This window comes from Nostoc sp. (assembly GCF_036917615.1).
In the GTDB taxonomy this organism is placed as follows: Bacteria; Cyanobacteriota; Cyanobacteriia; order Cyanobacteriales; family Nostocaceae; genus Nostoc.
In genome coordinates, this window is the sequence record NZ_JBALCZ010000011.1 from 38,271 (window position 1) to 64,400 (window position 26,130).

The window sequence follows — 26,130 nt, forward strand, 5'->3', positions numbered from 1 at the left end:
AATCTAAAATTAAAAATTGGTAAGACTGATGGTTAGGAGTGCTAGAGTTTCAAGAAACTCACCGGAACTTTTCAGCGGGTATTCATGCTGAAGAAACTACAGAAAAAGCAAATTTCGATAATTGCGGGTGCGGCACTGTTTGCCTTTTTAGCTGGGGCAATGGTATCAGCACCTGAGATTGGCAAATCTCTGGGGAAATGGCTCAAACTGAGTCAGAATCAAGCAGGGCAAACATCAGAGGGTAGCATTGCCCAATCAGCTGTCTTTCCACTGATATCAAAATCGCTGCCAGAACGGGCGGCAAAACTAGCAGCGATCGCCGGGCAGTCTCGTTCACCAGATCGAAATCGCGCTCGTTATCTTTTAGCGAGTGATTACATTGAAAGAACCCAAGCAAAAAAAGCGCTGGTTTTACTGGACGGACTAGAGAAAGACTATGCCATCCTCGCGCCCAACATTTTGCTGAAACAGGCGCAGGCACAGGATATACTGGGCGAGGACGGCAAAGCTTCGGATCTTAGGCAAAGGGTGCTGAAATTGTATCCCAAAGAAGCGGCGGCAGTGAAAGCGCTATATCTGATTGCTCAACCGAAGCAACAAGAAATTGCGATCGCTCAATTTCCTGCCAATCCTCTGACTTGGGAAATTATCCGCAAACGGTTGCAAGAAAATCCCAATCAGCCACAATTACAATTAATCTTGGCTAAATATGCCTATGACCAACCAGGCATAGTGGGCGTTTTAGATCAGCTAGTAAAACAGCCTACCCTCAAACCTGAAGAGTGGGAACTCATTGGTACAAGCTATTGGGAAAATAGTCAATTTCTGAAAGCGGCGAATGCTTATGCCAAAGCACCCAAAACATCGCGCAACCTTTACCGAACCGCACGGGGCTTACAGGTAGGAGGCAAAGATAAAGAAAAAGCGATCGCTACCTATAAACAATTGGTGCAGCAATTTCCAAATACTGAGGAAACTGGGAATGCTCTACTGCGGTTAGCAGAAACCGCAAAAACTTCTAAAGACGGCTTACCCTATCTCGATCAGGTAATTAGTAAATTTCCCAAACAAGCTAGTGCTGCACTGGTACAAAAAGCCAAAACTCTCCAAGCCCTGAATAATCAAAAGTCAGCTAGCGAGACGTGGCAATTACTCATAGCCAAATACGGCAATTCTGATGAAGCCGCAGAATACCGCTGGAAAATCGCCCAAGATAAAGCCAAAACCAAAGATTACGTCGGTGCTTGGCAATGGGCAGAACCAATTGTCACCAACAACCCCAATAGTATTTTGGCTCCGAGAGCAGGCTTTTGGGTAGGGAAATGGGCAGCTTTACTAGGCAAACAGCAGGAATCTCAAACTGCTTATGAGTATGTGGTTAGCCAGTTTCCCTACTCTTACTATGCATGGCGAGCAGCGACCATGCTGGGACTAAATGTTGGCAACTTTGACAACGTGCGCGTCATGAACCCGGAAGTAATCGCACCCCAGCGTCCATTACCGCCTGCTGGTTCTGAGACTTTCAAAGAATTATATCTGCTGGGTCAAGACCGCGATGCCTGGTTACAATGGCAAACAGAATTTCAGAACAAAATTCAGCCAACGGTAGCAGAGCAATTTACTGAAGGGTTGATCCGGCAGGCAAAGGGAGAAAATCTCATCGGAATTGACAAAGTTTCTAAATTGGAAGATCGGGAAACACCAGCTGAACTTGCCCAATATCAGACTCTGAGCAAACAGATCACCTACTGGCAAGCCCGTTATCCATTTCCCTATCTCCGGGAGATTGAAAAGTGGTCTACTGAACGTCAACTCAATCCTCTGCTCGTCACTGCCTTAATCCGTCAAGAGTCACGGTTTGAGCCAAAAATCAAATCCGTTGTTAATGCTACTGGTTTAATGCAGCTGTTGCCGAGTACAGCTCAATGGATTGCCCCACAAATCAAGTTGGATATCAAAACTATAAACTTAGAAAATCCCAACGATAACATCATGCTGGGTACATGGTATTTGGATCATACCCATCAGCAATATAACAATAACTCCTTGCTCGCGATCGCCAGTTACAATGCTGGCCCCGGCAATGTCTCCAAATGGCTGCAAACTCTAACTACAAAAGATCCAGATGAGTTTGTTGAAGAAATTCCCTTTGATGAAACCAAAAATTATGTGCGTCAAGTATTTGGCAACTACTGGAATTATTTGAGACTTTACAACCCTGAGATTTCTGGCATAGTGGCAAAATATTCTGTTCAACACCCGCAACTACCCGTGCGATAATCTTAAAAAGTTATGAGTTGTGAGTCTTGAGTTAAAACAATTTTTTAATTCCAAGTTCACAACTCATAGTGATAAATAGAAAACAGTGCTTGTGGAGGCAGCTATGCTAAAGCTGCTCAGGAAACTGATTTCACTGGTTGGCACTTTCGCTCTTTTTTATATTCAGAGGGTGAGGCGATCGCTAATAAGTAGAATTGATCGCATCTGTAAGCGTTAATATATCTTAATATATTAAATGTTCCTTTTTTCGCACCCTCCTTAATTTTGTGCCCCAATGGAGTTAACTTCAAAAGAATTTAAGTCAGAACTGATATTAGAAGTCCAAGCCTGCTTGCAATTGGCAGTTCCTCTGGTAATTACTCAAATATTAGAAGCGGGCATTCCTTTATTGGATGGGGTAATGATGGGCTTACTTAACAGCCAAGCTTTAGCTGCGGGTGCTTTAGGTGCAGTGACCTTTTCTACCCTAGCTTCTGTTTGTCGTTCTATTCTTTCAGCTGCGGGTGTAAGTGTCGCAAATGCTTTTGGTGCAGGAAAAATAGATCAAGTCAACCGTGCTACTGGTCAGGGAATTTGGTTAGCTGTGACGATGTGCTTACCTGTGATGTTTGTCGTTTGGCACTTTGACTATATTCTGCTGCTGACGGGTCAAGAAGAAAGCAATGTATTATTGGCTCAAACATATTTGCGGTCTATTGTTTGGGGTTTTCCTGCTGCGCTCGGTTTTTGTATCTTAAAAGAAGTTAGCTCTGCTCTGAATCGCCCCCAATTCCTAACAGTAATTACGGTGGCTGGACTATTATTGAATGCGGCTGCTAATTACGTGCTAATGTTCGGTAAATTTGGTTTACCAGCCCTTGGTTTAGCTGGTATCGGTTGGGCAAGCACACTCATTTTCTGGCTAAATTTTATCGCCGCCGCCAGTTGGATTTGCTTCGATGACTACTTTAAAGACTACCAGCTTGATAGCGCTCTGTATCACTTCGATAAAGATATGTTTATAGATATCTTTCAAACTGGATGGTTCTTGGGGTTGCAGTATGGAGCAGAAATTGGAGTATTCACTGCCACTGCTTTAATGATGGGGTGGTTTGGGACAGAGACGTTAGCAGCCCATGAAATTACCGTTGAGACAGAAAGTTTCGTCGAAACGGTATCTATAGGTATTTCCTATGCGATCACGATGAGAGTAGGACAGCTAAGGGGACAAAATGATTTCAAGGGTGCAAGCAGAGCAGGATTTGTCTGCATTGCGCTTGTTACTCCCATTGTAAGCATTGTGGCACTAATTTTTTTGCTGTTTCCCAACTATATTGTGGCAATGTATTTGGACACCAGTAATCTGGATAATGTCGAGGTAGTTAAAACGGCAACTTCTTTCCTAACCGTGGGGGCATTAGTCCAGATATTTTATAGTATTCAGACTATTGCTGCTGGTGCATTGATCGGGTTGAAGGACACTAAAGTGCCAGTGTTAATCACTATGTTTGCTTACTGGGGCGTTGGTCTAGGTGGTGGCTATCTGATGGCATTCACTTTAGATTGGGGCGCTATAGGTTTATGGTTGGGTTTATTACTAGGGCTAATCGTGGGTGCAGTGCTTTTAACTTGGCGTTTTTATCTTTTAACTTCCGATATAAGTCTGGTTGAACAGCCCTAAAAAGTTCAACCTTTGTACCTTTACCATGCGGATTTTAGGCTTGCTATAAGTAAGTTGGCGCTAATATTTCAAGTTTTAAATGTACGGTGTATTACGCCATAGGCTAACGCACCGTCAACAATTCAAGGTGCGTTAGCCTACTACGTAATACCAATTCTGTATAAAGATGCGCCAAACTACGTCAAATTTATAGATCAATACGCTTGGGTTAAAGCCAAAAATCTTAACCTACGTAGGTTGGGTTGAGGGACGAAACCCAATATTTTCGGAACTTTGTTGGGTTTCACTACGTACCTCTACTCTTAAGCAAGCTACAACCCAAGCTACAATTATCCTTAACCCAAGCGTATTGACTTATAAATGGGTGCAATTAGTTCATGAATTATTGATAATTAATAAATTTAACCATTCATTGAGTTCCTGTATTAACCACTCCAGCTCTGCCTCAGTGAAATGAGTATATCTATTAAGATAATAAATGGTAGAGTTAGCAGAAATCCGCAATAAAGGCTGATTATTTAAATGATTGGAATTTGATTTGATGAATTTCGATACACATATATTTTTCCGGAATGCTGGAGGAGCAACAAGCCATTTAATTTCTAGAAAATCATGCATCACGACTAACTGATGAGAGTCAATTCTCACACGAGTGCGTTTGCATAGTCCCCAAATAAAGGCAAATAAAAGAAAAGCGATCGCACTCCCTTGGATGCAAAAGCCAATTATCTTTATTGGTAGAGAACTTCCTACTAGCCCAATCGTCAAAACATTAAAACCTAATGCCAAAGGTGTTATCAAGGAGATAAGCATAATTAAGCCAATGCTAAATCCTTTAGGTGGCAAGATAATTTCTAGACTTTTAGAGGTTTTAATTAAGTGAATTTTACTGGCAAACGGTTTTTTTAATGCAAGCGTTGCCTGCTTTCTAGGAGGGGGTTTTTCTAATGCTTGCATTGCTACTTCTGTTGTAGAAAATCTCTGGTCTAAACTTGGTTCAGTTATCCATTCCAACCAATCAGCAAATTCTAGACTGAGATTGCAAGATTGTCGGAATTGAATACGTAACTCCTGCTGTGGTAATTCTGTAGGATGCAATCCTGTGACGAGATAAATTAAAGTTGCACCCAAGCTATAGAGGTCGGAGGCGGGAGTTACCCTACCACCAAATTGCTCTGGAGGCATATAGCCATAAGTACCGACTACAGTAATTGTGCCGCCTTCTTGAGCAGCTAAAGTTTGTACAGAGCCAAAATCTACAAGGTAAATCTGACCAACACTATTACCAGAACGATTTGTAAGTAGAATATTGCTGGGTTTAATATCTCGATGAATTACAGACGGTTGCTGGTGGTGTAAATAAGAGAGAATTGTCAGGAGCGATCGCGTTAATTCTATTACCTCTGCTTCACTAAATGTTCGTCCTGCTTGTAAATGTTCCTCTAAAGATTTCGCCCCTACATAAGTTTGTACTAACCCAAAGCCTTTATCATCGGGCGTATCTAGCTCAAAGTAATCTATATAGCGCGGGATAGCAGGATAATCAAGCGCTTTTAAAGTTTCCGCTTCCCGTTGAAATAACTTTAAGTCTTGCCAATCGAAATCTGGCCCCAAGTACAAGATTTTTACCACTACCTGTTGTGAGGAATGCAAATCCAAGGCTAGAAAAGTTCGTCTTCCAGTTTGTCTTCCTAATTCTCTTTGGACTTGATAACGTTGATTAAATATTTCATTGTTCATTTATTTAATAACCTATATTGCTTTTCATACCACTGAGCAATAGATTTACTAGCTGCTCCCATACCTAGCCCAGTGATAACAGAAGGTGCAATCATGAAAAATAGGCTAGTGACAATTGACCCATCAGAAAAAGAACCATGAAACAGCAGCCTGAATCCAAATAAAGCGGCAGCCATCCCAAATGTGGTGCTGATAATGCCGATTGTGCGCCGATGCAAATGGGCATTTTTTAGCGGGAAGAAGAATAACCGCGTAATAATGCTGACTAAAAATCCATTAACAAACGCAATGGGAAAACCAATTGATGCACCATATAGTAGTCCTGTGATGGTGCCAGCTACTGGAAATACAACTGTGCTATAAATAGCAGCACAACCTGCTACAACTAAGCCTCCAGTAAAGGTGCTGCGCCAGATGGCATTCCACAATAAATCCCTGATGTCCACTGGTTTGGGAGGATTCACCGCAGCTAGGTCATTGATTGGCAACTGACCTGTTTCCAAGGCTTTTAAGGCAATTGAGGCAGATATTAAACGTTGCTCTAGACTGGGTTCTGTTAGCCATTGCAACCAACCTACCAATCCAGGACTAAGTTTAACTAAGTCTTGAAATGCAATTCGCAAATCTTTCTGAGGCAAATCGGCGGGATGAATACCTGTCGCTAAAGCAATAAGAGTAGCACCAAGACTGTAAAGGTCAGAAGCAGGCGTTGCATAGCCACCAAATTGTTCTGGGGGCATATAGCCGTAAGTCCCGACAACCGTTACTGTCTTACCTGCTTTGGTTGCTAAGGTTTGCACAGAACCAAAATCTACCAAGTAAATCTGTCTAACACTATTGCTACGCTCTGCCAAAATGATATTGCTGGGCTTGATATCGCGGTGAATAACTGGAGGCTGCCGCCCGTGTAGATAAATCAGGATATTTAACAGTGCTGTAGCAATTACTTTAACTTCAGTTTCTGTAAAAATCCGCCCAGTTTTCATATATTCTTCCAAAGATTGACCTTCTACAAAGGTCTGGACAAGAGCATAACCTTTACTGTTAGAGGGATCTAATTCAAAGTAGTCGATATAACGAGGAATGGCAGGATGCTCAACTGCTTTGAGGGTTTCGGCTTCTCGTTCAAATAGCTTTAAATCTTCCCAAGCAAAATCATTACTAAATGTTAGCAGCTTGATGATAACTAATTGCTCAGTTTGAATGTCACGGGCTAAAAGAGTACGTCTTCCTGCTTTCTTACCTAACTGTTGCTGAATTTCGTAGCGTTCTTGAAGGATTTGTTTGGGAAAGTCATTGAGGCTTTGACCTGCCATTTGCCCACTCCGAGTTTTCATATTTACAACTTGTTACAGTTGAATCTAGCAAAAACTACAAAGGGAAAATGATAGATTTCGCATTCTTTCAAATATTGGACTTATACAGAGTTGTCAGAGGATGTCTGAGAAGTTAAAAATGTCATGCTGAATGAAGCGATAGCCAAGTGTTGCATCTCATTAACCCACGGTAAATTGCGATTCTTCTCTTCTCTACGAGAGGCTGCGCCAACGAGACGCTACGCGAACGCTCCAGTTCGTTAAGCTCAGAATGACAAATTATACCTTGGGTACACTTTTCAGACATCCTCTGAATAATTTAGGGATAAGGGAGATGAGGAGAATGCTTTTGTTATACCGTTTATTCGTAAAGTTGCAATATATTTTACCCATCAGCTAGTGCCGTACCACGCCAGTCACCACTGATGACTAAATCAACATTTGTACCTTTTCCATGCAGACTCGACTATTTCAGCAATGATTTCTGTGTATGTCACATCACCCAAACGTCCCATAATTACCAGGTCTGAGCGGATATAATGTAGCCCTGGCAGTGGGTTAACCTCCATAAACTGCAACACACCGCTAGCATCGCAACGCAGATCCACGCGGGCAGCGTCACGGCAACCAAGAGTATGGTAAACATCCAGCGCCAGCTGCCTTGCCTGTGCTGCCAGTGGCTCAGGATCTATGAGCAAACGATAAGATACCCGTTCCAGATACTCATCTTTATTGAGGGTGGTATAAGCGAAAGCTTCCGCTACTCCTGTAAAAATTACTTCCATCACACCTACTACCCGTGAGTTGCTGCCGTTGCCAATAATGCCCACTGTTACTTCTCGACCGGGAAGAAAGGTTTCTACGAGTACGGACTGCTGAAATAGTTTGCGTAACAATTGATAAGAATTTACTAGCTCCTCGCGTTCTTTGACAAGAGAACGCCCAGTTACCCCTTTAGAACTGCCCTCTGCCACAGGCTTAAGGAAAACTGGCATTGGCAGCGATACGGCTGTTGCTTCTGCGGTAGTATTCACTACTTCAAAAGGGGCTGTCGGCAAGCCGCGATCGCGCACCACCCGTTTGGCTAGTGCCTTGTCTAACGTTAGGGCACAGGTAAGCGGATCGGAAAAGGTATAGGGTTGAGCGAATAATTCGCAGACTGCGGGGACTTGGGCTTCGCGAGAGCGACCCAAAAGTCCCCCAGCAAGGTTGAAAATTAAATCCCAGCGATCGCCATTTGCTAACCTGAGAGCAAGTTCTCTACCATTGCCGATACGTTCAACTTTGTGATCCAAATCGCAAAGCGTATTTTCTAACCCAATGATGGTTTCTTCATCCTCGAAATCCATCACATCGGTAGCACTGAAACCGCTTTTGAGATAGTCTTCCTTAATGTCACAACACAAACCAATAAAAAGCCCCATATGATCAGATTTTCTCTTTTTAAATTTTTCCAGCAACAGTGCCGAGCATATAAGTTCTTGTGTTAAGCATAATAGTCTTCCAGCGAACCTCTGCGTCGCACGTCCAGCGTCACACAGTGAAAACCTCCTCCTAATGTCCTTGCATGTCTGAGTTGAAGCCCCATAACATCAACATCACGTTTCTCAAGTTCTCTAATTAGCCGAGTTTGAGCTTTATCAACAATTGCGAGATTCGGATTCACCATCAGGAGATTTATACCAATCCATTTCGTGGCAAGAGAGGTGCTTGTATAACAACCAATGTCAACAATTTCATCAAGATAAATCACATCCCACCCTTTGAACAGATTGGGTATATTTTGTTTGCTAACTCGTTCAGCGTTAACTACAACCAAACCAGGACGAATAGGTACAATTGTGGTATCAACATGACTTCCAGAGTAAATGTTATCATACGTATGCACCCGATACTCTTCACCCAAAACTGTTTGAAGCCATAGTGCCCCGCAGAGATTCCCACTATCTGAGACAAGATAGAAAATATCTCGCCCTAAGCGCAATATATTCGCTGCGTCAAATATCGGTTCATAGTCTTTGATAGCAAATGAGCTAGACTCCTCAACATTGTAAATCTCATTGGTAAGCCGAGGTCTAGGAGCTGAAATCCATTTGGCTCCACTCTGCAAGTAATTTATCAGGATGGATTTGTATGATAGGGTTTCAAAAAAACGCGAACGGAGTACTATCGGAGCTTCAATAATCCAAGTCCCAATTGCGGTCAAAATATCTCTAGGGCAGTAGTTATGTTGACCATCAGATTCCCAATCAGGGGTACTAAATTTAATGGAATGGTCGGCTATGCTAGGACGCTGGACGGTTATGCCAAGACGCTGAAGTGTTTGTACTAAATCATCCAAATCTTCTTCTGTTTCTTCAATCACTCGATCATTATATCGACCAGAGGGAATGTTCTGAATCCTGCCATATTCTCTGTACTCGACTGCAAACAACCCTGGATCTGGGCAAGGAATGCGTGCATTAGTTGCACGTCCGACAAGAATTTCTTCAAGCGGGTCCCACTCGTTATAAACTCTGACTTTACTCATTTATGTAGTTTGTTCGTCATCAAATTTCATCACCTCAGAAGTGCTAAAACCAGCGTCAATGTAGTCTGCTTTCAGGTTATAACATAGAGCAATGAATAACCGCATAACCCTATGACTTTCAGTCAAAAAACTTTCTCTGTTAGCTTTAATGTCCAACTCAGGTGTCTTAATTGCAGAAATTTTAATTCCTAAGTCCTCAATGGAGTCAAAGCTATTCATCAACAACATCGAACCAGATAGGAGATATATCTTCAGGTGAACCGTTATAGTTGGCAGTAATTTCTTCTCCTGTTTCTATATCTCGGTAGGCAATTAATTCCACCTCCCCTTCGGCGAATTTTTTCACATAGTAAGTATTCGGATCGTAAGAATGGTTAAACAGGGACATTAAACCAAGTGCGATCGCAGCAGCTTGATTTTCCCAATCGTAGTAATAGTTGCCCAAAATTGTTTTATCAAGGAATTCAACCTGTTCTGCGGGTATAACAACAACTGGCGCTCTCTCAATAATCTCTCCTTTCAAAAAGCGCTTCTGTGCGAAGACACCTCGACCTTTTAGGTTTGTATTACCAACAATCAACATTTCAACTAATCTCCTGCGATTACTTACTTTTTTGGTTTGCCAAGAACTTAACAGAACCATTCCAACTGGCCCTTTTTGATGATGGCGATCAACTCGCGTACAAATATATAGTGTTAGCCCTGCTCTAGTGGATCTACATAGGTGTATGTCTTACCTGCCCAATTTCGCACTGTAGCTGTGCCCTTCTCATAAGCAAGTAGAGTCTCGGCTTGAATGGGGACTTTGCCACCACCACCAGGGGCATCAATTACATAAGTTGGTACAGCATAGCCAGTGGTATGACCACGCAATTTAGAAATTAGATCAATCCCAGTTTGAACACTCGTTCGCAGATGTGCAGTGCCAACAACTGGGTCGCATTGGTAAAGGTAATAGGGTCGCACACGCAGCTTCAGAAGACCGTGAAACAGATTCTTCAGCGCTTTTTCAGAGTCATTCACACCTTTTAACAGCACAGTTTGACTACCTAGAGGAATACCACCATCAGCTAGGCGATCGCAAGCTTGTGCCACTTCAGGGGTAAGTTCCCGCAGATGACAAAAGTGCAAAGACAGCCACACACGATGTTTACGAAGTAAGGCAACCAATTCCGGTGTAATTCGCTGCGGTAAGAAACTCGGCACGCGGGAACCAATTCGGATAAATTCAATATGCCTAATAGCACGCAGTCGCCCAAGCAAATTGTTTAAAGGTTCATCAGACATCAACAGAGGATCGCCACCGGAAATTAGCACATCACGGATCTCGGTGTGTTCCTCTAGGTAAGCGACGATCGCATCCAACCGCCGCGTTACTGGGTACATCTCACCTTGGCTCACCAAACGAGAGCGAGTGCAATAACGGCAATAAGCAGCGCAAGTGTCTAGGGCAAGCAGCAACACCCGATCAGGGTAGCGGTGTACGAGTCCTGGCACGGGAGTGTCGTTATCTTCACCGCATGGATCTACCATGTCTGCGGCACTGACTACTAGTTCTTCTTCCCGTGGTATTACTTGTAACCGTAGTGGGCAAAGCGGATCTTCTGGATCAAGTAGTGATGCAAAGTATGGTGTGACGGCTACAGCAAACTTCTCTGGTGCAATTAAAAGTCCCTGTTCTTCGGTAGCACTAAGCCTTAATAACCTCTGAAAGTGTTCCAGTTTAGTCAACCGATGGCGCATTTGCCAGCGCCAATCGTTCCAGCGTTCCTGGTTGTAAGTCTCTCCCAAAATCTCACAAATTTCTTCACACCGAACATCGGTAACTAAAGGCTCTAAAATAGTGTTTTTGATCATGATTAGAACTAAATTAAGCTGAGAATAATAAACCAATCACAGGCTGGTTTCTTTACCTACAAATTTAGGTAAAAGAGAAAAGTATTGACAACTGTCACCACTTCTGGTCTAAACTGTTCCTCAAACAGGCGATTACCGTTGTAGCATATAAATATAAATAGTTTGGCTAGTTTGATGCCAGAGATGATGGCTTGTTCTGCCTCTGATAACTTCGATGGGAGGATTCCAGTCAGGATTTGGCATATCCTCAGTAAACTTTAGGTAATAAGCAAAAGCGTTAATAATTACCTTAGATTTAGATGCCTCAGCCTTAGCAGCGTGAATAGCTAGCTTTTTGTGAAGATGAGGTGGAATTCTAACAGCGACTTGAATACAGGGCATGAAAACAAAGTTGAACTACTCTACAAATAATACCCAAAGTTTAACAATAAGTATCTTCATACACAGAATATACCTTTGCTGTCATGCTTGTTAATCTAATTCTTTATTCCACCACTAAACTTCAGATAAAGGCGTAGACGCAAAGCGCAAAGCCGGAGATTCCGAAACTCCGGGCTTGTCGCCAGACATTACACTCAAAACTTTTAGTACAGCGATCGCTTGTTTTGCTATGAATAGGCAGGAGCGACCGCTTTTTTTTATAACCTATCTACAAACTTTGACCCATCTGTAGTTAGTTATCTAAATCATCAATATTGCTCAATGATGTCAACTGCGACTCGACCGCATTGAGATAACTTCGAGCATTCAAAACTTGTGCTGGTAACTTGTTAGCCTTGACAGCAGCCTGAACCACATCTTTTGCAGTCAGTTTTCCTATTTGGAATTCAGATATCAAAGCGCCCCCACTAGGAATACCCTGCTCTTTGAAATAACCTTGATAAGCTAGAAAGGTAGTATTGAAAGGTTGGAGATAGCTGGCATTTGGGGAATTAGTACGTAAAGTATTAGAGTTGACATCTGTGTTGATTTGTGCGGCACTATTGTTCTTATTAGCTGTTTGAGCGCCAACAATTCCAGGTATAAAAGCAATACAAGCAACGATAAATGCAGAATTGAGCAAGTTTTTAATTTTCATAATTTTAACCTCAATTTAACTAGATTAATTAATGTTAGCTAGTAATAAAGTTCTCTTGTTTAGCAATTTTGAATTATTAATATTAAGTTAATATATCGATTTACTGGTTCTTCATCAATTCAAAAAAATGATTTTATAAAAATTGGAAAAATTAAAACTTCACTAAATTAGCTAGTAATAATGCAGCAGTTCGGAAAGATTTTACGAACTTAGACAAAACTATAATTAGTAAAAGGATGTAGTTTACAACTCGAAAGGACACAGTTAACTTAAATCATTCAAAATTACTAAGACCCATCATATGATACGCAATAAAGCTTGTATCAAAGGGTTTGAGGTAATTTATATTCGTGGAATAGCTAGATAAAGTGTCAGAGTTGACGGCTGGGTTTATTGATGCGCCACTGTTATTATTATTGGCTGTATGAAAGCTAGTGATTTTAGGCATAGAATTAATCCCAGCAAGAATATGTGCAAAATTTATCAAGTTTGTAAGTTTCATAGAGTTATCCTTAACTAGAACAAAGTACAATCAATCAGTGTTCTCTAATAATAGAGTCCACTGTTTTATAAATCTCCACCTACTACACTCAGTTCATTTGATAGCTTGATTGTTAATTACCTAAACGGCTGAGTCAAATTGACCCAAATATCAGAAATTGGGAATTCGTAGAATATTTAATAACTAAAAACTCAGAAAATGCCAAATTGCGCTACATAAAATCTCTTATTCGCAAGCATTTCTAGAAGGTGCGATCGCTCACATATGTGTAATTATGGTCTTCTCTTCTAGATATTTTTTGCTTTCGGCTATAAACTGAAATCCAACTGTGTTTTGGCTAATTAAGTTTGCATACCAATATGCTAGAAAACCTTTATGATAAAAGCAAATACATTTAATTCTTAATTTGATAAGTAAAAGTGATTATAATTAATCCTGGCATCGCAATGTTTTCTATAAACCTTACTGACTATTCATTTGAGCTTGGATGAACTCTCGTGTAAGTTAGCGGTTCATAAGGATAAAATAAGCTGATAGTGTCAAAATGTTAAGTGTATAGTTTATTTGCAAACTCACTTATGCCGAAAGCAATTTGGAATGGCACAGTTTTAGCTGAGAGCGATAATACCGTAGTTGTGGAAAACAATCATTATTTCCCTGCTGACACCATTAACAAGCAGTACTTCACAGACAGTAACACCCACAGTACTTGTCCTTGGAAAGGTGTCGCCAGCTACTACAGTATCGACGTTGATGGGCAAATCAACAAAGATGCTGCTTGGTACTATCCCAGCGCCAAGGAGAAGGCTAAGAATATTGAGGGCTATGTAGCCTTCTGGAAGGGTGTAAAAGTTGAGGCTTAATAAAGGTTCCTGAAAGTATTTTAGTTTCAGGGAATTGATATTATGTCCGGCTAATTGCCTATAAAATAATTAGCCCGCGCAGATACAAGTCTGAGCGGGCTTCGTATTTAAAGTATTTGCAAATTTATTTTAAGACGTAATTATACCTTCGCCTTGCGAAATGCTACTTGCTTTCTCTTTGCCAGCCAAGCCAGACTAGCAGCAAGTATACTACCAGCGATCGCGCTTGGTTCGGGTACTGGTTTTGATATAATAGCATCGGGTGGGAGAATTATGCCGATTGCTAGTAGAGTTAGCTCTTTTGCTAGACCAGCGCTGATTTGGTCAGGATTGCTGCTGTTGATGTTGCTGAGGGCAATATTTAGGTTTTTAGTAGAGATAGTTAAATTGCCGGCGTTAGTGGTGTTACCTAGAGTCGTTATTTTACTATCATCGAGCAGCAAATCTATATAATCCGTAGTATTGATATTTACAGTATTGTTACCGCTGATGATGGTATTGATAAGCCTTAGGCCACGACCATTAATATCTATCTTAAAATTGTCACCGCTGATTGTGCTATTGGTAAAAGTTAGGTTACTAAAATCGTAAGCATTGAAATCACCAGCGATCGCTAGCCCAGAAAGTGTAACATCGGCGGCGCTAATGTCAAACACGGGGAATTGATTATTGCCACTGATGGTAAGTAAGTTAGCTCCTGGGCCATTAATAGTCAGATTCTTAGCGATCGCAAGTGCCCCACTAGTCAGGTTAATTGTACTAGGATGACTTCCCAATAAGAAGTTTACCACGTCATTGCTAGTTGCAATGTTGATAGTATCTCGCAATGAGCCAACCCCACTGTCATTGAGATTGTTAACAGTCAGGGTAGCAGCTTGCGCTGATTCCACTTGCATTATCACCCAGCCCAGAGCAACGGCTGTGGAAATAGCTTGAGCGACAGCCTTTTTTCTATTGTTTTTTGTCACTTAAAACTCCTCGCATTAATTTGTCAAAAAATAAAAAAAGTTACTTGTACAGTTCATGAATATATAATATTCAAATTTAATTTACAAAGCGGGTTTTGATAACTCACAGATTCAAAACCTAATTGAAGAATTTTCAAAAGGCTGTAAAATTTTACCTGTCTTGCTAGAAACGCTTCAATATGCAGCAAATTTGCGCGTAGGCGTAGCCCGTCGTAAACATCGCTATTTGCTATCGTTTTGGGATAGTCTCATTGTTGCCAGTGCCGTTTTAAGGTAAGCAAGTATTTTGTATTCAGAAGATATGCAAGATGGCTTAATTATTGAAAATGCCTTATAGATTGTCAATCCATTTTTGCACAAAAAGACATAACTCTCGAAGTTCACGCCAAGGTATCAAACCAAGAATGGCTATATTTTGTCGTTGATTGATAAGTTTTGCTTAAGCTGTGGTAATAATTGCATAAGCTTTGTCACAAATAGATAAGCATTATGAACGAAACAAGTTGTATTGTTAACGAACGGACAAGTTTTCGTTAACAACGGATAAGCATTATGAACGAAACAAGTTGTATTGGTAACGAAGGGACAAGTTTTCATTACTAACAGATAAGCATTCGTAACGAAACAAGTTGTGTTGGTAACAAACTGACAAGCTGTGGTAACGACAACAACTTTATTTGTAACGTCTGGTTCTTCCTTTGTAATGAACGGCCAAGTTGTCGTTACCACGGGAACTTCATTTGTAATGTCGCTGCTGCAAAAGTACTTAAATTATTCTTGTGAAGAGGATTCTCTTTAAGCTTCGCATCGCACGAGTAGCAATATTATGGTGGTGCCAAGCTTCATAGAACTTGGGGTAAGGCATATTCTGGGCGCATTTCCAGGCTAAATCGTAGTAATTATGAGCCAATAGCAAATAACTATTTAAAGCTTTAACTATCTCAAAGTGATCCTGATTATTCTGTATAATTCTCCCTAAGCTATATGCTACCTGCGAACGGGTGGAGTTGTTCACAGTAGTTGATTGCAGCAGTTGCACCAAGGCTGCGATCGCAATTTCATTGCCCGGAATGTGGGCTATAACAATCATTGATGGCATGAAAGCTAGAAGTTTAAAGGGTGGATATTCCCTTGAGCGTCTTATATTTAATTACGCCTAGCTACTTACGGGAAGGTTAGATATTTTTATCTTTGTGTCTTAGGATCGCTTCAAAGATATGAAAAGCTGTACGCTAACACTCTCAAACCTCTATTATATAGAAATCGAATACTTTCGGGAACGTGGATTATCGATTCTTTTGGAAGCGTCTAATATTTCTGAGCATTAAGAACAGATTCAACTAAAAATTGAGATATATAGCGTATTGCAGGTAAATGAAGTACACGGGTAGGGGCACAACATATTGTGCCCCTACGATTATCTGTACCTCACCTTGGCGTAGCCTCTCGTAGAGAAGTTGCAATCTGCTGTATTTCTTCGCTGCATCTCTGTCTGTGCATGACGAGAAATTTTATACTTCATTTTTATCCTGTTTGCTTATCAAGCATGGTCTGATTTAGGCAGAAGCTAAATACTAATTGCTTTTATAATTATCTAAATTATATAATTCATCTTCTAAAGAATCTGGATTTTACGAAGTAGGAATGCAAACTTTAATACCAATAACTAATTGATTCTTATCAATACACATATTAGTTACACACAACCACATAATAGACATCTCCGAAAATTAATTATGCTTTCACCCAAACCCTTGTAGAGAAGCGAAATTTTGCGTCTCTACATTCTTTTCTGGAGATGTCTAATTACAACCTGTCTATGCATACTAAAAATACTTATAGCAGTCCTAAATCATTTGTAGAAATAAATTAACCGCAGAGGCGCAGAGAGAGGAATCGGAGATTTTCACAACTCATTTAGGATTGCTATATTCAGTATAAATATTTTATGTAACCAAAATAACATCTATAAATAACTATTTAACGATTAAGAATAAAAAGTATTACAAGAAATTTACAAAATAGTGAGCTAATACTTTAATACAGAGTCAACAAATACAAAGAAATATTTCGTTTTTTATATCGATTTGTATCAGATAGACGATAAAATGCCCAGTGGGCAAGTGTTTTCTGATAAAAAACACATATTGCCGAAAAATAAGAAGTTAACTGTGGCAGCTAATGCCGCTAATAACTTCTAGTAGAGAACACGCATCAAAGGAGCCGAGGAAGCATGTTCACCCACGTCAAGTCCACCATTAGACACATTGCGCCTGATAACTTACGCGGACGTAATTTAATCAAGGTGGTCTATGTCGTGCTTGAGTCCCAGTACCAGAGTGCATTATCGCAAGCGGTTCGCACGATTAACGCGAACAATCCCAACTTGGCGATTGAAATCAGCGGGTACTTGATTGAGGAACTCCGCGACCCAGAGAATTACGAAGAGTTCAAACGAGAAATTGAGAGTGCGAATATCTTCATCGCTTCCCTCATTTTCATCGAAGACTTAGCACAGAAAGTAGTAGCAGCAGTAGAACCACACCGCGATCGCCTAGACGTTTCCGTTGTCTTTCCATCCATGCCAGAAGTCATGCGCCTGAGTAAAATGGGCAGCTTTTCCTTGGCACAGTTGGGTCAGTCAAAAAGTGCGATCGCGCAATTCATGCGGAAACGCAAAGAAAAATCCGGGGCGGGATTCCAAGATGGGATGCTGAAGCTTTTGCGTACTCTCCCGCAAGTGCTGAAGTTTCTCCCAATGGATAAGGCACAGGATGCCCGAAATTTCATGCTCAGTTTTCAGTATTGGCTAGGTGGTTCTCCAGAAAATCTGGAAAACTTCTTGTTGATGCTAGCTGATAAATACGTATTTAAAGGTTTAGAGAAACAAAGTTTTGCATCTTCTACATATCAACAACCGGTGGTTTATCCCGATTTAGGGATTTGGCATCCTTTGGCTCCCAGTATGTTTGAAGATGTCAGAGAGTACCTAAATTGGTATACAGCTCGTAAGGATATCTCTAGCGATCTCAAAGATCCCCTAGCTCCTTGTGTCGGGTTAGTATTGCAACGCACTCACCTAGTTACAGGGGATGATGCCCATTATGTAGCAATGGTGCAGGAGTTGGAAGCATTAGGCGCACGGGTATTACCTGTGTTTGCTGGTGGTTTGGATTTCTCCAAGCCTGTTGATGCTTACTTCTACGAACCAAATACCAACACACAGTTGGTAGATGCAGTCATATCGCTAACTGGTTTTGCTTTAGTGGGTGGCCCAGCTAGACAAGACCATCCCAAAGCAATTGAGTCACTCAAACGCTTAAACCGTCCTTACATGGTGGCGTTACCTTTAGTCTTCCAAACCACAGAAGAGTGGATGGATAGCGATTTAGGTTTGCATCCTATTCAAGTAGCTTTGCAAATTGCGATTCCGGAATTGGATGGGGCAATTGAGCCGATAATTTTGTCAGGTAGGGATGGGACTACAGGGAAAGCCATCGCCCTGCGCGATCGGGTTGAAGCTGTGGCTGAACGCGCCTTAAAATGGGCTAACCTCCGCCGCAAGCCGAAGCTTGATAAAAAAGTCGCAATCACCGTTTTCAGTTTCCCACCAGATAAAGGCAACGTCGGAACCGCCGCTTACTTGGATGTATTCGGTTCCATCTATGAGGTGATGAAAGCCCTGAAGAATAACGGCTACGACTTACCCGAATTGCCAGAATCAGCCGAAGCGTTGATGCAAGAAGTCATCCATGACGCTCAAGCGCAGTACAACAGCCCTGAACTTAACATTGCTTACAAAATGTCGGTTCCTGAGTATGAGGCACTCACCCCCTACTCTCACCGCTTAGAAGAAAACTGGGGGCCACCTCCGGGACATCTCAACAGCGATGGGCAAAACCTGCTGATTTATGGTAAGCAATTCGGTAACGTCTTTATCGGTGTCCAACCTACATTTGGTTATGAAGGCGATCCGATGCGGCTGTTGTTCTCCCGTTCAGCTAGTCCTCACCACGGTTTTGCTGCCTACTACACTTACCTAGAGCAAGTTTGGAAAGCTGACGCTGTGCTGCACTTTGGTACACACGGTTCCTTGGAATTCATGCCAGGTAAACAGATGGGGATGTCTGGTGATTGTTATCCAGATAACTTGATTGGCTCAATTCCCAACTTGTATTACTACGCAGCTAATAATCCGAGTGAAGCGACAATTGCCAAACGTCGGAGTTATGCCGAAACGATTTCCTACTTGACACCTCCTGCAGAAAATGCTGGTTTGTATAAAGGTTTAAAGGAACTCAGCGAGTTAATTGCTTCTTATCAAACTTTAAAAGATAGTGGACGCGGCATTTCCATTGTTAACAGCATTATGGATAAATGCCGGATCGTGAATCTGGATAAGGATATCAATCTGCCAGAAACCGATTCCAAAGAGATGAGTGCTGATGAGCGGGATAATATTGTTGGCAACGTCTACCGCAGGTTGATGGAAATCGAGTCTCGGTTGTTGCCTTGTGGGTTGCACGTGATTGGGAAACCGCCAAGTGCAGAAGAAGCGATCGCAACTCTGGTCAATATTGCCAGTCTAGATCGTCAAGAAGAAGAACTTCAAGGCTTACCGGGAATTATCGCTAACAGCATTGGGCGTAACATTGACGATATTTACCAAAATAACGACAGAGGCATTTTAGAAGATGTCCAGTTATTGCAAGATATCACCTTAGCAACCCGTGCAGCAGTTAGCGCCCTTGTGCAAGAGCAAATCGATGCGGAAGGACGAGTTTCTCTGGTTTCCCGATTGAATTTCTTTAACATGGGCAAAAAAGAACCTTGGGTAGAATCATTGCATAAAGCAGGTTATCCCAAAGTTGACACAGCCACACTCAAACCCCTATTTGAATATTTGGAATTCTGCCTCCAACAAGTTTGTGCCGACAACGAACTAGGAGCATTACTCAAAGGTTTAGAAGGCGAGTACATCTTACCTGGCCCTGGTGGTGATCCCATCCGCAACCCGGATGTCTTGCCTACGGGGAAGAATATCCATGCACTAGATCCGCAATCCATCCCCACAACAGCAGCAGTCCAATCAGCCAAAATCGTTGTAGATCGACTTTTGGCACGTAACAAGGCAGAAAACGAAGGAAAATGGCCAGAAACCATCGCCTGCGTCCTTTGGGGAACCGATAACATCAAAACTTACGGCGAATCCCTAGCGCAAATTATGTGGATGGTGGGCGTGCGTCCGGTTCCCGATGCCTTGGGACGGGTGAACAAATTGGAATTGATATCTCTAGAAGAGTTGGGAAGGCCCAGAATTGATGTGGTAATCAACTGTTCTGGTGTATTCCGCGATTTGTTCATCAACCAAATGAACCTGCTAGACCAAGGGGTGAAGATGGCAGCTGAGGCGGATGAACCCTTAGAAATGAACTTTGTTCGCAAACATGCTTTGCAGCAAGCTGAGGAAATGGGGGTTAATCTCCGTCAAGCAGCGACGCGCGTCTTCTCCAACGCTTCTGGTTCTTACTCGTCAAATATCAACTTGGCGGTAGAAAACAGCACTTGGGATAGCGAAGCCGAGTTGCAGGAAATGTATCTCAACCGCAAATCTTTCGCCTTCAATTCCGATAACCCCGGAATCATGGATGAATCTCGGAAGATTTTTGAAAGTACATTAAAAACTGCTGATGCAACTTTCCAAAATCTCGATTCTTCTGAGATTAGCTTAACGGATGTTTCTCATTACTTTGATTCAGATCCTACAAAGCTTGTGGCAAATCTGCGGGGTGATGGCAAAAAACCAGCATCTTATATTGCAGATACAACCACAGCTAACGCTCAAGTGCGGACATTATCAGAAACTGTGCGCTTAGATGCTCGTACCAAATTATTAAATCCCAAGTGGTACGAGGGGATGCTGAATCATGGTTATGAAGGTGTGCGCGAACTCTCTAAGCGATTGGTTAATACAATGGGTTGGAGTGCGACAGCCGGCGCTGTGGATAACTGGATTTACGAGGATACTAACGAAACCTTCATCAAAGATGAAGAAATGCAGAAACGATTGATGAACCTTAATCCCCATTCTTTCCGCAAGGTTGTTTCAACTTTGTTGGAAGTGAATGGACGTGGTTATTGGGAGACTAGCGAGGAGAATTTAGATCGTCTGCGCGAGTTGTACCAAGAGGTTGAAGACCGGATTGAAGGGATTGAGTAGGTTATAAGTATTTAGAAATGCAAAATCAAAATGTAGAGATGTTATATCTAACGTCTCTACATTTTTATAGATTTTGACAGTAACATAACTTAAAACACTAAAATATCCTAATAGTTGTGATTCATATCACAACTATTTATAATTGCCTTGTGATAATAATCATAGATAACTCATTTATATATTTACTGATTTTTACAATAAGCGCTATTTGTAATACAGTTAGGAAAAAATATATGGCTGGTAACGATAGCATAGTTCTCGATAATATTATCAAGCAAAAAATAAATAAAAGTGATAATACATTACCCGATGATGAATTCTTTGAAATGTTTACTTTTGAACAAATATTGAAAAAATATGATCTTTCATATGACGAGTTAAATTATGGAAAAATAGGAGGAGGTGATGATGGTGGAATTGATGGTTTCTTCATTTTTATTAATAATGATTTTGTTAGTGAAGATATAGAATTAGACAATTTTAAGAAAAGTCCTTGCATACAACTATTCTTAATTCAATCAAAACGGTCTGATTCTTTTTCTGAGAAAGCTATTGAGAAATGGCTTTCAACTACAATGAATATTTTTGATTTAGAAAAAAATATTGCTCAGATTGAAAAATATTATAATTCTGATTTAATTAATAAAATTACTTTTTTTCGTGAATTGTATCTTAATCTCGCATCACAACATCCTTCTATTGAAATAACATACGTATATGCAAGTAAAGGTGACGTATCAGCTATAAATCAAAAGGTACATAATCAGTCTGAAGTCTTAAAACAAAATACTGGTAGATATTTTTCCGGAGCAAAAGTTGATGTTAGCTTTGTTGGTGCGCGAGAACTAATAGATTCTTCTAGACTTGAAAAAAGCTATACTTTACAGTTAAAATTTATTGAGAATTACATTTCTAGAGGTGAAGATAACTACGTTATTTTAGCATCTTTGAAAGATTATTATAATTTTGTTACTTATGATAACGATGAATTACGTAAATATATATTTGCGTTTAATGTTCGAGACTATCAGGGTAGTAATGTAGAGGTTAATAAAGATATAAAAGCTACTTTAGAGTCAAATTAAAAGCTAGATTTTTGGTGGCTCAATAATGGAATAACTATTTTATCTTCAAAAGCAAGTGTTGCTGGTAAAACAATTAGTCTAGATGATGTACAAGTTGTAAATGGTTTACAAACAACAAACACAATTTATCATTATATAAAGAATAAGGAAAATAATAACAATGGGTTGAATGAAGAAAGAGCTATTTTAATAAAAATAGTTGTTACAAATGATCCAGAAACTAGAGACCGTGTTATCAAAGCAACAAATTTTCAAACGCCTATTCCACCAGCCTCTTTAAAAGCTACAGATCCAATACAATTAGACATAGAAAATTTCTTTTTAAATCAAGAATGGTTTTATGACCGTCGAAAAAATTATTACAAGAACACAGGTAAACAACTTGATAGAATCATTAGTATTCCATACTTAGCTCAGTCGGTCATAGCAATAGTTTTCCATGAGCCAGATATTGCACGTTCAAGACCATCATCAATCCTTAAGAAAGACAATGATTACAAACGAGTTTTTAGTCAAAAAATTAGTCTTGAAATATATCTATTCTGTGCGAGAACTATGAAAAACTTGGAAATTTCTATTCGTAGTTTTATATCTAATAAAGCAAGTAACATAGCTATTAACAAGCAGTGGAACCATGCTTCACCAATTCGGATATTAATGTTTCATTTAGGGATGTTGCTAGTAGTAAAAAGACTTCAGAAACGTGACTATAAGCCTAAAGATGTAGAGACACTTAAAAATATTGATTTCTCTAATGAATTTATTAGTAACACCTTGTCTGAGTTAATTCAGTTAACTAATAATTATGTCAAATCCAAAGCTCTGCCGATTAATATTGGTATCAAACAAAAAGATTTTGTTACATACATATTAGAAAATGTGGTATTGGATAATTTAAAATAAATTCGCTAAATACATATTAGTTGTCACAACAGGCGATCGCACTCACTCTTCCACAACAGGCGATGTCTAACGACAAGCCGCTATGCGTCTACGCTTTGTTTTTGAGGTTTTCTGCAAGGCGATCGCTTTTGAGAATGTGCGAAGTGCAATGCATTGTTTTTGAGGTTTTTTGTAAGACGATCGCACTTTCTGTTCCACAACAAGCGATGTCTAACGATAAGCTGCTACGCGTCTACGCCTTGTTTTTGAGGTTTTCTGCAAGGCGATCGCTTTTGGGAATGTGCGAAGTGCGATCGCTCACTCTTCCACGACAGGCGATCGCCTTATTTTTGAGATTTTCTGCAAGGCGATCGCTTTGTTTTTGAGGTTTTCTGCAAGGCGATCGCTCCTCATAAACTATCGAAGCATAAAATTAAAGCATGACTATTCATAAAACGGATATGCTAAAAACGCTTTGGGCTACTGTTCGGCAAGGAAAAATAGAACTGCTGGAGTCAGCAGAATTACCGGAAGGAACAAGAGTGCTAGTGACGCTGCTTCCTGATAATGAAACTGAATTTTGGCTTCAAGCCAGTCAAACATCATTGGATGCAGTTTGGGATAACGCAGAGGATGATGTCTATGCCGAACTACTCTAAAAATGACATCATTTTGGTTCAGTATCCCTTTTCAGATTTGTCTAGCTCAAAAATTAGACCTGCTGTTGTGGTAAGTGCGCCACACATTTCTCAAGACATCCTAATTACGCCCTTGACGAGCAAAACTGGAGCATTACTAGAAGGTGAGTTTGTCTTGTCTGAATGGGCAGCAGCAGGGCTAAACGTAGCTACAGCAGTCAAGAGAGGTTTATACACAGTGCATAAAAGCTTAGTTGTAAAAGTGATTGGTAAGTTAGCTGATGCTGATGCTGAACTGTTACAGGAGTCTTTGCGGTGTTGGTTGGGGTTGTTATAAAAGCCAGCAATAGTATTGGCAACTTTGCAAAATAGAGAATTAAATGCCTAGATAAAGTGATACCTTCGGTAAGCTCCGCTAACGCTTACTCTTCCACAACAGGCGACTACATTTGCTATATCGGCGATCGCATTTGCTATTTCGGCGACTACATTTGCTATATCGGCGACAGCATTTGCTATTTTGGCGATCGCATTTGCTACTTCGGCGACTACATTTGCTATATCGGCGACAGCATTTGCTACTTCGGCGACAGCATTTGCTACTTCGGCGACAGCATTTGCTACTTTGGCGATCGCATTTGCTATTTCGGCGATCGCATTTACTACTTTGGCGATCGCATTTGCTATTTCGGCGATCGCATTTGCTATTTCGGCGATCGCATTTACTACTTTGGCGATCGCATTTGCTATTTCGGCGATCGCATTTGCTAATTGTGTTTATCCCGAAATAACGGACAGATATAAATGGATGAGTATAAACACAGATAAACAGTGGCTCTACTCGAAAGCGGAGTACGAGTAAAAAATCTATTTCACAAGTTCCTTGAGTTATAGCGGTTCCCGCCACTCAACCCACCCAAACTGTAACTAACGGCAAAGGTAGCTTGAGTAATGTCTAACGACAAGCTGCTACGCGTCTGTACAGCTAACCCTGTCATTACAGTTTTAGAATCACATCCACGACTCACACGTGAGGAAATTCAAGCAGCTTTGAGAATTAAATGCCTATCGTTAAACATTGCATCCATCTTTGGGAGAGTAATATTTTACTAAATAGGAACACACAAATTTCAATTCTGCAATGGATGGCTTAACTATCAACTTTATCCCGGTTATTCAACTGACAGATGAGCAATTCTTCCAGTTATGTCAGATAAATGAATTAATCAGATTTGAACGTAATGCTGATGGCACATTGCTACTAATGCCTTTAGTAGGAGGTTTAACCAGCAATCGCAATGCTAATTTAACTGCTCAACTTGGAATGTGGAATCGTGATGAGTCATTAGGTATAGCTTTTGGTTCTTCGGTTGGGTTTATTTTACCAAATGGTGCAGTTCGTTCTCCTGACGGATCTTGGTTAAGACGTAACAAATGGGATTCTCTCACACAAAAGCAAAAAGAGGGATTTCCACCTGTATGTCCTGATTTTGTAGTGGAATTGCGTTCTGATACTGATTGTTTAACAAGGCTACAAAATAAAATGCAAGAGTACCGAGACAACGGTGCTAGATTAGGTTGGTTAATTGATTTAGAGACTCGGTAAGTAGAAATTTATCGCTTTGGTAGAGATGTTGAAGTGCTGCATCCTGCTAGTTTATCAGGAGAAAATGTGCTACCGGAATTTGTGCTTAATCTTAAACATATTTGGTAAATTGATTAAAATAGGAAGTGCGATGTCTACCACGGGCTATTCGGCGTCGCAACCCAAAAAAATACTCAAACTAAACTACTAGTTGCTCCAACACTAACACTGATAATCTTGGTAACGATGGCAACCGCACATCATTTGTCAAGAATAATGATGCACCTCCACGAATAGCAGTAGCCATCTGAATAGCATCTGGGGTTCTTAAGTTATAATCTGCCCTTAGTTGTGCAGCATTTTCAGCAATATCAGGAAAAACTTCGATAGTAGTCAAACCTTGGGAATTGAGCAGAATGTCACGATATTGTTGAGCTAATACTGTGTTTCCTTGTCGCAAAGGATAGACTAACACTTCCGTGATCGTCAAAATTGATGTTATAACACTAAACTCATCAGAAAACATCGCTTCAAAAAAAGCATTTGTAACATCCAAATAATTAGGATTTTCTTCAATAAAGTAAATCAGTGGAGCAGTATCCAAGCCTACAATTTGCCCCTGTAACTGGACTAGCCATTCCATGAATCACGTTCCTGATTAACGTATTCTTGAGCATCAATACCATTCCAAATTTCTTTACCCAAGCCACGCAATTCCAGAATGCTACGCTTTGGCTTAGGTGTCATCGTTACCCGTTGACGAATTAAACTTGACAAGTCTTCAATTAAACGTATTTGCTCTTCAGGAGTTAGGCTTTGAGCTTGTTGTAGTACTTCTTGATAATTAAACATAAATACACTTCAGGCGATCGCTATTATCTTGGAATAATATCAAAATATGATATCATGAAATTTATGGTTATACT

The 26,130-nt window shown here is 40.6% G+C and carries 22 protein-coding genes and 2 pseudogenes; 11 read left to right on the forward strand and 13 right to left on the reverse strand.

Annotated features, from left to right (window positions below; translation table 11 throughout):
* Window positions 1–84 precede the first annotated feature (84 nt).
* Together V7K85_RS01565 and V7K85_RS01570 are read left to right on the forward strand one after the other, a co-directional pair.
* A complete protein-coding gene (locus V7K85_RS01565) occupies window positions 85–2,280 on the forward strand; it encodes a lytic transglycosylase domain-containing protein (protein WP_334810913.1) in 2,196 nt (731 codons plus the stop codon).
* A gap of 274 nt (window positions 2,281–2,554) precedes the next feature.
* Complete coding sequence (locus V7K85_RS01570; RefSeq protein ID WP_334810914.1) at window positions 2,555–3,940, forward strand: MATE family efflux transporter; 1,386 nt, start codon at window positions 2,555–2,557, stop codon at window positions 3,938–3,940.
* A 375-nt stretch (window positions 3,941–4,315) separates the two neighbouring features.
* Here V7K85_RS01570 and V7K85_RS01575 read toward each other — a convergent pair whose 3' ends face one another.
* The 9 genes from V7K85_RS01575 to V7K85_RS01615 all read right to left on the reverse strand — a co-directional run bounded on the left by V7K85_RS01575 (window position 4,316) and on the right by V7K85_RS01615 (window position 12,461).
* Complete coding sequence (locus tag V7K85_RS01575) at window positions 4,316–5,680, reverse strand: serine/threonine protein kinase (RefSeq protein ID WP_334810915.1); 1,365 nt, start codon at window positions 5,678–5,680, stop codon at window positions 4,316–4,318.
* A complete protein-coding gene (locus V7K85_RS01580; protein WP_334811083.1) occupies window positions 5,677–6,996 on the reverse strand; it encodes a bifunctional serine/threonine protein kinase/MFS transporter in 1,320 nt (439 codons plus the stop codon). Before V7K85_RS01580 ends, V7K85_RS01575 begins: the two co-directional genes overlap by 4 nt.
* Window positions 6,997–7,430: 434 nt before the next feature.
* Entirely contained in the window at window positions 7,431–8,420 is a 990-nt protein-coding gene (locus V7K85_RS01585) for a D-alanine--D-alanine ligase family protein (protein WP_334810917.1), read from the reverse strand.
* A 62-nt stretch (window positions 8,421–8,482) separates the two neighbouring features.
* The gene (locus tag V7K85_RS01590; protein WP_334810918.1) at window positions 8,483–9,526 is read right to left on the reverse strand and encodes an inosamine-phosphate amidinotransferase 1; all 1,044 of its coding nucleotides are present in this window, start codon (window positions 9,524–9,526) and stop codon (window positions 8,483–8,485) included.
* Window positions 9,527–9,745 (reverse strand): hypothetical protein, encoded by a 219-nt coding sequence (locus V7K85_RS01595; RefSeq protein WP_334810919.1) that lies wholly within the window; start codon window positions 9,743–9,745, stop codon window positions 9,527–9,529.
* A complete protein-coding gene (locus V7K85_RS01600) occupies window positions 9,738–10,169 on the reverse strand; it encodes an SET domain-containing protein (protein WP_334810920.1) in 432 nt (143 codons plus the stop codon). Before V7K85_RS01600 ends, V7K85_RS01595 begins: the two co-directional genes overlap by 8 nt.
* Window positions 10,170–10,222: 53 nt before the next feature.
* Entirely contained in the window at window positions 10,223–11,383 is a 1,161-nt protein-coding gene (locus V7K85_RS01605) for a KamA family radical SAM protein (RefSeq protein WP_334810921.1), read from the reverse strand.
* 132 nt (window positions 11,384–11,515) lie between these two features.
* Window positions 11,516–11,764: a toxin-antitoxin system HicB family antitoxin gene (locus V7K85_RS01610; RefSeq protein WP_334810922.1), complete on the reverse strand. Its 249-nt coding sequence runs from the start codon at window positions 11,762–11,764 to the stop codon at window positions 11,516–11,518.
* 292 nt (window positions 11,765–12,056) lie between these two features.
* Window positions 12,057–12,461, reverse strand: a complete 405-nt coding sequence (locus V7K85_RS01615; RefSeq protein WP_334810923.1) for a hypothetical protein — start codon at window positions 12,459–12,461, stop codon at window positions 12,057–12,059.
* 1,080 nt (window positions 12,462–13,541) lie between these two features.
* Between V7K85_RS01615 and V7K85_RS01620 the strand changes: the two genes are divergently transcribed.
* On the forward strand, window positions 13,542–13,826 hold the full coding sequence (locus tag V7K85_RS01620) for a DUF427 domain-containing protein (RefSeq protein WP_334810924.1): 285 nt from the start codon (window positions 13,542–13,544) through the stop codon (window positions 13,824–13,826).
* Between the two features lie 140 nt (window positions 13,827–13,966).
* Here V7K85_RS01620 and V7K85_RS01625 read toward each other — a convergent pair whose 3' ends face one another.
* Window positions 13,967–14,794, reverse strand: a complete 828-nt coding sequence (locus V7K85_RS01625; RefSeq protein WP_334810926.1) for a PEP-CTERM sorting domain-containing protein — start codon at window positions 14,792–14,794, stop codon at window positions 13,967–13,969.
* Between the two features lie 766 nt (window positions 14,795–15,560).
* Window positions 15,561–15,884, reverse strand: a complete 324-nt coding sequence (locus V7K85_RS01630) for a hypothetical protein (RefSeq protein WP_334810927.1) — start codon at window positions 15,882–15,884, stop codon at window positions 15,561–15,563.
* Window positions 15,885–17,027: 1,143 nt separating this feature from the next.
* On the opposite strand from V7K85_RS01630, the gene V7K85_RS01635 reads away from it, so the two are divergent.
* The 8 genes and pseudogenes from V7K85_RS01635 (at window position 17,028) to V7K85_RS01670 (ending at window position 25,333) form a co-directional block, all read left to right on the forward strand.
* Complete coding sequence (locus V7K85_RS01635) at window positions 17,028–21,014, forward strand: magnesium chelatase subunit H (RefSeq protein ID WP_334810928.1); 3,987 nt, start codon at window positions 17,028–17,030, stop codon at window positions 21,012–21,014.
* A gap of 233 nt (window positions 21,015–21,247) precedes the next feature.
* The gene (locus tag V7K85_RS01640; RefSeq protein WP_334810929.1) at window positions 21,248–22,099 is read left to right on the forward strand and encodes a hypothetical protein; all 852 of its coding nucleotides are present in this window, start codon (window positions 21,248–21,250) and stop codon (window positions 22,097–22,099) included.
* Window positions 22,100–22,117: 18 nt separating this feature from the next.
* Window positions 22,118–23,002 (forward strand): annotated as a pseudogene (locus V7K85_RS01645) (AIPR family protein); the annotation flags it as partial.
* Between the two features lie 62 nt (window positions 23,003–23,064).
* Complete coding sequence (locus tag V7K85_RS01650) at window positions 23,065–23,367, forward strand: hypothetical protein (RefSeq protein ID WP_334810930.1); 303 nt, start codon at window positions 23,065–23,067, stop codon at window positions 23,365–23,367.
* Window positions 23,368–23,421: 54 nt separating this feature from the next.
* Window positions 23,422–23,640, forward strand: a complete 219-nt coding sequence (locus tag V7K85_RS01655) for a hypothetical protein (RefSeq protein WP_334810931.1) — start codon at window positions 23,422–23,424, stop codon at window positions 23,638–23,640.
* Window positions 23,624–23,956: a type II toxin-antitoxin system PemK/MazF family toxin gene (locus V7K85_RS01660; RefSeq protein ID WP_334810932.1), complete on the forward strand. Its 333-nt coding sequence runs from the start codon at window positions 23,624–23,626 to the stop codon at window positions 23,954–23,956. The genes V7K85_RS01655 and V7K85_RS01660 overlap by 17 nt, the downstream gene beginning before the upstream one ends.
* A gap of 183 nt (window positions 23,957–24,139) precedes the next feature.
* Window positions 24,140–24,481 carry a hypothetical protein gene (locus V7K85_RS01665; protein ID WP_334810934.1) on the forward strand — a complete coding sequence of 114 codons (342 nt, stop codon included), beginning with the start codon at window positions 24,140–24,142 and terminating at the stop codon, window positions 24,479–24,481.
* Between the two features lie 279 nt (window positions 24,482–24,760).
* Window positions 24,761–25,333, forward strand: a pseudogene (locus tag V7K85_RS01670) (Uma2 family endonuclease).
* Window positions 25,334–25,403: 70 nt separating this feature from the next.
* Here V7K85_RS01670 and V7K85_RS01675 read toward each other — a convergent pair.
* The gene (locus tag V7K85_RS01675; RefSeq protein ID WP_334810935.1) at window positions 25,404–25,847 is read right to left on the reverse strand and encodes a type II toxin-antitoxin system VapC family toxin; all 444 of its coding nucleotides are present in this window, start codon (window positions 25,845–25,847) and stop codon (window positions 25,404–25,406) included.
* The gene (locus V7K85_RS01680; protein WP_334810936.1) at window positions 25,835–26,056 is read right to left on the reverse strand and encodes a hypothetical protein; all 222 of its coding nucleotides are present in this window, start codon (window positions 26,054–26,056) and stop codon (window positions 25,835–25,837) included. Before V7K85_RS01680 ends, V7K85_RS01675 begins: the two co-directional genes overlap by 13 nt.
* Between the last annotated feature and the right edge of the window lie 74 nt (window positions 26,057–26,130).

Coding starts and splice junctions, on each gene's coding strand:
- V7K85_RS01630 (WP_334810927.1), bottom strand. CDS start 15,884: ATGATTGTTATAGCCCACATTCCGGGCAATGAAATTGCGATCGCAGCC.
- V7K85_RS01600 (WP_334810920.1), bottom strand. CDS start 10,169: ATGGTTCTGTTAAGTTCTTGGCAAACCAAAAAAGTAAGTAATCGCAGG.
- V7K85_RS01640 (WP_334810929.1), top strand. CDS start 21,248: ATGGCTGGTAACGATAGCATAGTTCTCGATAATATTATCAAGCAAAAA.
- V7K85_RS01615 (WP_334810923.1), bottom strand. CDS start 12,461: ATGAAAATTAAAAACTTGCTCAATTCTGCATTTATCGTTGCTTGTATT.
- V7K85_RS01570 (WP_334810914.1), top strand. CDS start 2,555: ATGGAGTTAACTTCAAAAGAATTTAAGTCAGAACTGATATTAGAAGTC.
- V7K85_RS01580 (WP_334811083.1), bottom strand. CDS start 6,996: ATGGCAGGTCAAAGCCTCAATGACTTTCCCAAACAAATCCTTCAAGAA.
- V7K85_RS01605 (WP_334810921.1), bottom strand. CDS start 11,383: ATGATCAAAAACACTATTTTAGAGCCTTTAGTTACCGATGTTCGGTGT.
- V7K85_RS01650 (WP_334810930.1), top strand. CDS start 23,065: ATGTCTAACGACAAGCCGCTATGCGTCTACGCTTTGTTTTTGAGGTTT.
- V7K85_RS01675 (WP_334810935.1), bottom strand. CDS start 25,847: ATGGAATGGCTAGTCCAGTTACAGGGGCAAATTGTAGGCTTGGATACT.
- V7K85_RS01575 (WP_334810915.1), bottom strand. CDS start 5,680: ATGAACAATGAAATATTTAATCAACGTTATCAAGTCCAAAGAGAATTA.
- V7K85_RS01655 (WP_334810931.1), top strand. CDS start 23,422: ATGACTATTCATAAAACGGATATGCTAAAAACGCTTTGGGCTACTGTT.
- V7K85_RS01635 (WP_334810928.1), top strand. CDS start 17,028: ATGTTCACCCACGTCAAGTCCACCATTAGACACATTGCGCCTGATAAC.
- V7K85_RS01585 (WP_334810917.1), bottom strand. CDS start 8,420: ATGGGGCTTTTTATTGGTTTGTGTTGTGACATTAAGGAAGACTATCTC.
- V7K85_RS01680 (WP_334810936.1), bottom strand. CDS start 26,056: ATGTTTAATTATCAAGAAGTACTACAACAAGCTCAAAGCCTAACTCCT.
- V7K85_RS01660 (WP_334810932.1), top strand. CDS start 23,624: ATGCCGAACTACTCTAAAAATGACATCATTTTGGTTCAGTATCCCTTT.
- V7K85_RS01595 (WP_334810919.1), bottom strand. CDS start 9,745: ATGAATAGCTTTGACTCCATTGAGGACTTAGGAATTAAAATTTCTGCA.
- V7K85_RS01610 (WP_334810922.1), bottom strand. CDS start 11,764: ATGCCCTGTATTCAAGTCGCTGTTAGAATTCCACCTCATCTTCACAAA.
- V7K85_RS01620 (WP_334810924.1), top strand. CDS start 13,542: ATGCCGAAAGCAATTTGGAATGGCACAGTTTTAGCTGAGAGCGATAAT.
- V7K85_RS01565 (WP_334810913.1), top strand. CDS start 85: ATGCTGAAGAAACTACAGAAAAAGCAAATTTCGATAATTGCGGGTGCG.
- V7K85_RS01590 (WP_334810918.1), bottom strand. CDS start 9,526: ATGAGTAAAGTCAGAGTTTATAACGAGTGGGACCCGCTTGAAGAAATT.